A 7673-nucleotide genomic window follows, 5' to 3' on the forward strand; every position below is an offset into this window, starting at 1 on the left:
CCAACAGCCCGTCGGGGTCTGAGCTTGCAAGCTCGATGACGAGCGAGCTGCAAAAGTCCTGCGAATACGCCAGCGTGGACAGCGCGACGATCACGAACACGTTTTTTCCGAACTCGGACAACAAGAATATTGCCAACGTGAAGTTCACCGCCACCGTCAAAGTGAAGATCGAGGGCAAGTTGGCTCAGGATTTGCAAAAGTTCCGCACTGCTTCAGCACTGTTTTCCGAGTACGAGAAGGAAATGGTGGAGCTCGATCGCAGCTACAAAGAGCAGATAGACGCCGTCGATGCGGTGCGCAAAGCTGCACAGGACAAGTACTTGGCTCAGGAGGATGAGCGGGGCTACCTCATTGGCGACAGGCAAAAGCACAGTGCGGAAGTGCGCGAGTTGTACAGCCAGAAAGAAGCTCTCGGCAAGGAGTGGCTTTCAGCATCCAACGGAGTCTTTGACAAGTACACAGGCCGGGCCGCGAACCTGCTGTACGCGACCAACTCGGGCAAGGTCCAGACGTATGCCCAGCCCTCCAAGCCGGAGATCCCGCTGGCGTGTTTTGGCTATCGAGACCCTCGAAAGCCATTGGGGATCCTGTACCGGGCGGTAATGGATGGCAAAGGTTCGTCTGACGACTACTACGCCGGGGTGGAGACTTCCATCGAAGGCGAGCGGCAGATGATCAAGACGGACAACGGATGGAGAGTGGCCGGGAATCTGTAGGCCACCTTGCGGCTGCGATATCAATTCGCATCGCGATTGGCTCTACGAGGAACAAACCAAGACGACCGGCCAGATGATCGATCCCACGCCCCGAAGGCGTGTGGATCGATCTATCCGGGCTTGTTCTTTTTTCGCCCCCTCAGAGCTTTCAGGTCCTATCCAGTCCCGCAGGGAAAATCACTTCGCCGTGCGGTCGCTCGAGGCGTTCATCCCGTCGAAAGTACCTCCCGTCCGGATCGGCAGTTGGATCAACCACGCTGCTTCGCCATTGCGAAGATCGTCTGCGCTTTGCCCTTTGCTGCGGACTGATCTGCCCGACTGAGGGGTGGCAATTGAAGGCCTTCGTCGCCATCGACAAACAGTGGGCCGCCAAAGTCACTGTCATAGAATTCTCCATTGTGACTTCCGCCATCGTGGTAGGCCCTCATGGTCGACTTCGTTAAATCAGCTCCGAATTTCAATGCGAGGTGTTGCCACATCCACGCACGTCCCGCTTCACGGTTTTCGATTGCACGCTCGGCGGCTCGGCGTATCCAGTAGACGTCCCCGCGTTGGGCCAACTGCTCCTCTGCCCAATCATCTCCTTGGGCCGCCAGATCCTCCAACGCCGCTTCGTCGCCCTTCTGTGCAGCCTCGCGAAGCCACTGCCCCCTTGCATTGGGCGTCGAGGCGATCTGGGCCATCTGGCGTGCATCCACGGCGCCTTCCAGCCGCTCAGCCAAAGCGAGAAACTCATGACTGTCGAAGCTCATACCGTACTCAAGTGCTGCAGCCCTTACGCCGCCCAATGCAGCTTCTTTGAGATGGAACTCGTACAGCCGGTGTCTCGGCACTTGACGCAGGTACTCCGCCACCCAGCCCTGCTCCACCGCGTTGAGCACGCGTCCTTTGAGCGATTCCTCATGGAGGTACGGATTGGGGCGCTTGCAGCGATACAGTGCCGCCAACAAGAAATGACCTTGTGGATCGGATTCATCAGCATACTGCTTCAATCCGTGGATCAAGAGGGGCGATTTTTCGATCAATTCTCTCGTCAGCCGGGCTGCAGCGAAATCCGCACTGGGTGGATCCTCATGCCAATCAGCATCCTCGTCCTCATCCTCCTGATCGTCTTTCGCATACTGCGCTGGTGGCAGCAACACAGCCTGCAACTCGGCCCGAGAAACACAAGACAGTCGATGGGTTTCAACAAATTCCAGGAGTGTGTGGACGACAGAAATCGCTGTGCGCTGGTCGTATCCGAGCTGAAGCGCACGCCCCGTCACTTTGGGCAATGCATCGACGGGGACGTTACCCACCCCAGCATCCGCAAGCAGAAATCTGGCGTGAAACGATGCCCATGAACGACTGCCAAAGGTGGCAGCTAAAAGCTCGTGAACATGACTGCGTTTGATGACGCAACCGGCGCGGTCTTGGAGGGCGGCATGTGCTGCGTATGCCAATTCTTTCAAAGTCATGGATTTTCCTTCGGGTCAACCATGCCGGATCGGGTCAGATGCACGCGTTTAAATCCCCGACGGCAAGGCCCAGGTGGGAAATCGATGACTTGAAAAGAATGCCTGTTTCTACTCGCGTGCAGGTAGGGCGGGCGCCTGCATGCATTGTAATGGTGGCCAACAGCGCCCCAGCACAGGTACGCGGGCACGAGGTCTATGTCCCGTTTGTGTAGCGCTGATCATTTTCCCGATCCAGACGCCTTTCTTCAACACTGCTATTCTCCGTACCTTCAAGTACAAACATGGTCAAAATAGTTGGAGCCTACGGTCGCCTTGCAACGGCAAAGTGGCCCCAACGCAAGCCATGTGTCCATTAAAAACATGGACGGGGTTTCCTCAAGGCAAAACTGGCCTTAACTCCAAGAATGCACACTTGGGGGTGGAATTGCGACACGCTTCGCAGCTCCATTGAACATACAGCACTACCTACTACGGCAGCCCGAGGCTGCGTAGCTAAGAAAACGGTGCACACCCGCTCGAGTAGGCTGTTTACGCCAACCCTCGACGCCGGTTGAACCCAGAGATGCTGTCGTCGCTCACTGGGAGTCTCCGGCAATCACAACCGAGCAATCCTTGGGAATGCTCAAGAGTCTGATGGCATTCGTGCCATCAGGTTCTCATGATCGCTGGCCGCCCGCGTATGCAGGCATAGACATCAACCGAATTTTTACCTCACCATGAGTGCAGATACCAACCAAAAACCTCCTTTCGACCTCAAGGCAGTACAAACCTCCATGGCGTTTACGAGCCCTCCTCCCGCACTGCTCCCAACATTGAGGGCAATTTGGGATGAGGCTGTTGACCAGTTGAAGCGAGCGGAAGAAAAGCCCCGGACGCGACTGAAAAAAATCTGGGGAAAAACACCCCCACCGGTAGGTGAGTTTTCCGCGCTTGAGCGCGCAGCCTTCGCAAAGCACCTGGGCTTGCTAGATTCTTTGCCCAAAGACCTCATCGCCTACGCCTACTTCAACACGCTAAAAATCATCCACGGGATAAACGACGCGTTCTATGACATACATCCACTGACAACCCCTCTAGGAGACGAGAAGGCCGATGAGGCCTTGATGAAACGGCTCTGTGCCAGAGACAACCTCAAGGAAGAAGCCTTCTTAAACCACGTTGTGACACCGTTCTTCGCCTTGCAGTTAAACGCCGCTTTCCTGCGAACGCACCTCGACGTACCCAAAGGTGTTTCGCTATCACCAGCGGTGCTTCACGACCGTGCCTCCAAGGGTGGTCAGGGCGCCAAACGCGGCATGGAAGCGGTGCAGGAAGTAGTCATCCAGTGCCTTGAAGCCGCAAGCAATGGTCAGATCGACAAGAGCCCTACCGCACTTGGCCATGCTAACGTTGCACGGATAAAGGCGGCCCTCGAGCAGCACATGTCGGATTTGCGTCGGCGCCAGCAGCGAGGAGAGGACGTGTCCATGAACTACGCCCTCAGCATATCCGCAGAGGGCGTAGTACAAAAGCTTTCCCGCTGGGCCAAAGAAAACACTCAATTCCGCGAACGGCTGGCCAAGCTGTGCAAGCTAAAGGCTTGAGCAGCAGCGTTGAACCAACTAAAGCCACAACCTCTGCCCTCCGACCATGTCGTAAGAGGCCATCGGAGAGCGGTGATTGACCAAGGCAATTTCCTCCTTCCCTTTCTGGCTCATCACAACGATTTGTCCGACATCGCGCAAGTGGCAAAGCGCCAGGTTGAGGTGTGCAGCTTTGCGCAGCTCCGGTGGGCCACAACGCAGCACTTGACTACGACTGATGCGACCGGGGCCAGCGATGGGCGATGCACGGGCAAGGTAGTCATAGAGCAAGCCAGCCAACTGTCGCGCCCGAACCTCAGTGGGAGGCTCGCCAAAAGCTTTCTTGGCTTGGCCAAGATGCCACATCACAATGCGGCAAGCCGATTGCACAGACGTCTCCGAGACCTGGGTGTCGTCACAAGAAAAGTAGTGAAGCACGGCGGCCAAGCGCAACACATGCTCCGCCGCGCGCATCACAAAAACTCGCACGTCGAGCCACTGCGAGCTGCTCGCGTACTCGTATTCCATCTCTCTCGCAAATGCAGTCCACAGGTGCGCAGCCTGCGGGTTCAAGGTCAGAAGCTGTCGCTTGCGGCCAGAAGCCCCCAGACTCCGGGCATATTGGCGCAGCAGTGAGCGAATGCGTTCGTGGAATGGCGCCATCAATGCCTCGTACTGGCCTGGCACGGCCACCGGTGTAAAGAACCGACTGGCAGGAGCATCAGCTCCCCTACAAAAGGACATGAGAACTCGGGGCAACAGCCCCGTCTCCACCAGCACGTAGCCCTTCTTATTCATGATCCGGTCAAACGTCACGCCCTGGGTCAACATGCACATGGATGCCCGGGTGTCAGCCACGAAGATTGAGCCTTCTGTACGGCTGGCATGGCGAATGGTGGCACCGTCAAAGCGTTTGCACAGTGCAGGCACATCGAGACGCTTGTCGAACAATAGCGCTCCCTCGTCCAAGGCATAAAAGAGCGACTTGGCACCGCGGCGCAACAGATCCACCACGCCCTTTTCTGTCGCCTCCTCCAGCAAAAAGTGATGGGAGGGGTCGGCAGTGCCATCCACACCGTCCTGGGGGGCCTGCAACAGCCCTTGTTCGAACTCTTCAAAGGGCACCAGCACCTGCTTCAGGGCAGACGTCTTGCGGTCGCCCGAGTTCGCGATCGCGCCAAAGAACATGCTGGTAGGCATGCGGTCTTCGTGACTGGAATATGGTTTTTGCACATCCGCTACACCCTGCACAGCCGCAGCTGCTGCCGACAGAATGATCGGCACCACCAGGGCTTCAGAGGCCTTAGTACTACCCATGACGGCATAAAGAGCATCACCCATTTTCTTGGGCAATGCGTCGACGGGATAATTGTAGATTTGACGATAAGGATCAAACACGGCGTGTTCTCGCTTTAAAAAAACGGTTTCCTTTCGGGCCCCGAACGGCATGAAAATCCTTCACCTGCATCTGGTACGAGCGTGCCGGGCCAGGTTTTTTCTTTTTGTCTTTTTTCAGCTTCGAACAACCAAAAGAGCGCATGTGCTTTGGCATCCGAAGTTTCAGGGTGTAATCCACCTTGGTCAGATAGTCACAATAAAATCCCAATACATCGAGGAGATCCGGATCGTTGTAGCTCAACACACGGAGGCCAGTTTTCTCGATGTTAGGCAGGGCATTGACATTGAATGTATACCCTTTATCTCTATCAATCTCAGCGTCCCAAGCCGCTGCGATCTGACGTGGCAGGTTAATACGATCCTGGTGCTTAGCACCGTCAACCGCAATAAGCCAGTGTACGTGGAAGCCACGGAAATCAGAACATTCAATCTTCCAAGCGAAAAATGTCAATTCGCTCCCAAACATCTTTCGCAAAATCTCCAGCATCTTTTCTCGGTACTGATCTATCTCCTCACAACCCTTCAAAAACTCCTGCTGGCTTTTGAACTCCACAGGCACAGAGGGACTGGTAGCTCGATAACCCCAATCCAGCCTCATCAGCAGATTGCGCGCGTTCTTGAGCCATCCAGCCTGTGCAACGTGCATCAAGTGCTTGTAGCGCTCAGTAGCATTTCGACGGAAGCTCTTGATGGAATTGCGCAAATCTTTCGTAAGGAGTCCACGTCGAATCAGATCCGCCAGCGCATTCAACTCGTTGCTTGCTTCTATGAATTTACTCCCTGTCAACAAACTGAACTCCCAAGGTTCAAAGGAAAGGGGGGAGACGTAGCCTACGCCATCTACTTCACCACCACCGACAGTCAATGCCGCAGTCGCCGCTCGACGAATCAAATCAACCTCAGGACAAAAGACGCGGTATTCATACGCCGGCACCTCAGAGTGATATCGTGCCTCCAACTCATTCCACAGCAAGCCCAAAAAGCGCAGCATTCGCCGTCCCACACTATTCCTAGGAATCAAAACGTCAGCATTGAACCCTGCCCAGAAAGGTGGCTTGTAGTTGTGCGCAATCAAATCCTGGCACATGCGGGCAGCCTGCTTGAGCTCAAACCACACACGTTCTTCGCATCCGATCATCAACTTACTGGAATGGCACTCTTCCGGTTCAAGAAACTGCTGCACATCAACATACTTTTTGGCAAAGTAGTATTGCTCTTTATCCATATACACCCTTCAATTAAATTCACACTGCTAGAAGTTCGCCAGGATGAAATAGTGGTCATCCTCGGCTCTATAGACATGCTCAACTGATTGAGCATGCACGTGTTCTACATCGACTACTGAATCACATCCATCTACACCTATACACTCACTCCTATATGTAGTATCTAAATACCTAGTTTTAGACCATATCAACAACATGAAAAACTCACCAAGCATCTCCCAAAATCTCCTTGGGAGAAGAAACTTCAGAGATAGCAAGACCCTTTTTTATTCAAAAGATATTTAATACCCCTTCTTAAGCTGCAAGACGCTGCTGAGCCAGAGCGTCCAGATACTTCTTAACATCAGACAAGAGAAAACAGCGCATGCGCACGCCGATCCGGATTGGCACCGGGAACAGCGGGTCGAAATAACGAGAATCAGGCTTCCCCTTCAGGTAGGTCATGGAGCGCGAGATACCCAGCATATTGGCCAACTCGGCGCGGCGAATCAGCTTGAGAGGCACATCTGTATCTGCGCCATCGGGTTGAATGGGAATTGCTTTGAGGGCCAAGGGTTTTCTCCGTATTGGTTTGTCAGAACCGCAATTAAAGAGAAAACAGTTGTTGGAAAGAACTAACCTGCTTGGGATCAGACCGCGCCAGCAAGAGCTGCCCTTGACAGGGAGCGATTTTTGGTGCTGCATTCACGCCGCTCCAAGCCGCCTGCTCATGATCCTTCAAACATCCTGCTAACCTGCTCGAAATTTGCTTCCCTCTCCTATGAAGAGGCAATGCGAATGCAGACCCCAATGTTCGTGTTCGCATGCCGTCCCGCATTGATCACTAGAAGCCAGCGCAACCTCTGCTAGACGTCCACCAGAAGGGACTGCGCGCACATTGGTGCGGAGTTGCTACAGAAAATTGCCCAGATTTTTGATAGCGCTTCGCTTTTTTCTGCTGCCTATCTGCTGCCGAGGCACTGAGATGAAAGCTGCGACCTCTTGCGCATTCCGGGCTTGCCCTAAACAAGCTTCAAGGGTTAAAACCGCGTTACCCGAGCCCAGCAGGTGTGTGCCGTATACAGAAGGCGCGCGAGCTGCCACTGCCCACATGGCCTAGCCTGGTGCGGCCGCTTGCACCCGCCACTACTGAAAACTAGAGGGCCCAGGGTTCATCAATCTATGAAAGGGAGGGAACATGACGCTGACCTTCCTCGCTCCAGTCGAACTGGAAGGCCTCGCCCAACTCGAAGCTCAGCGGCACAAAGGCCTTGGCGGGATCCTTGGCGCTATCCACCCGCCATGCTCGAATGAAGTCAGTCACGGCGCTATAAC

General features: G+C 54.6%; 6 protein-coding genes. 2 read left to right on the plus strand and 4 right to left on the minus strand.

The window, feature by feature from the left end; translation table 11 throughout:
* Positions 1–716, plus strand: a 716-nt coding sequence (locus NFX52_RS28625; RefSeq protein ID WP_252635942.1) for a hypothetical protein, incomplete at its 5' end; no start/stop codon positions are given.
* Between the two features lie 248 nt (positions 717–964).
* On the opposite strand, the gene NFX52_RS28630 is transcribed toward NFX52_RS28625, so the two are convergent.
* Positions 965–2173 (minus strand): hypothetical protein, encoded by a 1209-nt coding sequence (locus NFX52_RS28630; RefSeq protein WP_055393411.1) that lies wholly within the window; start codon positions 2171–2173, stop codon positions 965–967.
* Positions 2174–2889: 716 nt separating this feature from the next.
* Here NFX52_RS28630 and NFX52_RS28635 point away from each other — a divergent pair.
* Positions 2890–3756: a hypothetical protein gene (locus NFX52_RS28635; protein ID WP_055393413.1), complete on the plus strand. Its 867-nt coding sequence runs from the start codon at positions 2890–2892 to the stop codon at positions 3754–3756.
* 18 nt (positions 3757–3774) lie between these two features.
* Here the strand turns inward: NFX52_RS28635 and NFX52_RS28640 are convergent, their stop codons facing one another.
* The 3 genes from NFX52_RS28640 to NFX52_RS28650 all read right to left on the minus strand — a co-directional run bounded on the left by NFX52_RS28640 (position 3775) and on the right by NFX52_RS28650 (position 6911).
* A complete protein-coding gene (locus tag NFX52_RS28640; protein WP_055393416.1) occupies positions 3775–5133 on the minus strand; it encodes a DUF3987 domain-containing protein in 1359 nt (452 codons plus the stop codon).
* A complete protein-coding gene (locus NFX52_RS28645; protein ID WP_055393419.1) occupies positions 5126–6358 on the minus strand; it encodes a YagK/YfjJ domain-containing protein in 1233 nt (410 codons plus the stop codon). The genes NFX52_RS28640 and NFX52_RS28645 overlap by 8 nt, the downstream gene beginning before the upstream one ends.
* Before the next feature lie 295 nt (positions 6359–6653).
* Positions 6654–6911 carry a helix-turn-helix transcriptional regulator gene (locus tag NFX52_RS28650; RefSeq protein ID WP_055393421.1) on the minus strand — a complete coding sequence of 86 codons (258 nt, stop codon included), beginning with the start codon at positions 6909–6911 and terminating at the stop codon, positions 6654–6656.
* Positions 6912–7673 lie beyond the last annotated feature (762 nt).

The organism is Acidovorax facilis (assembly GCF_023913775.1).
Taxonomy (GTDB): domain Bacteria; phylum Pseudomonadota; class Gammaproteobacteria; order Burkholderiales; family Burkholderiaceae_C; genus Acidovorax; species Acidovorax facilis.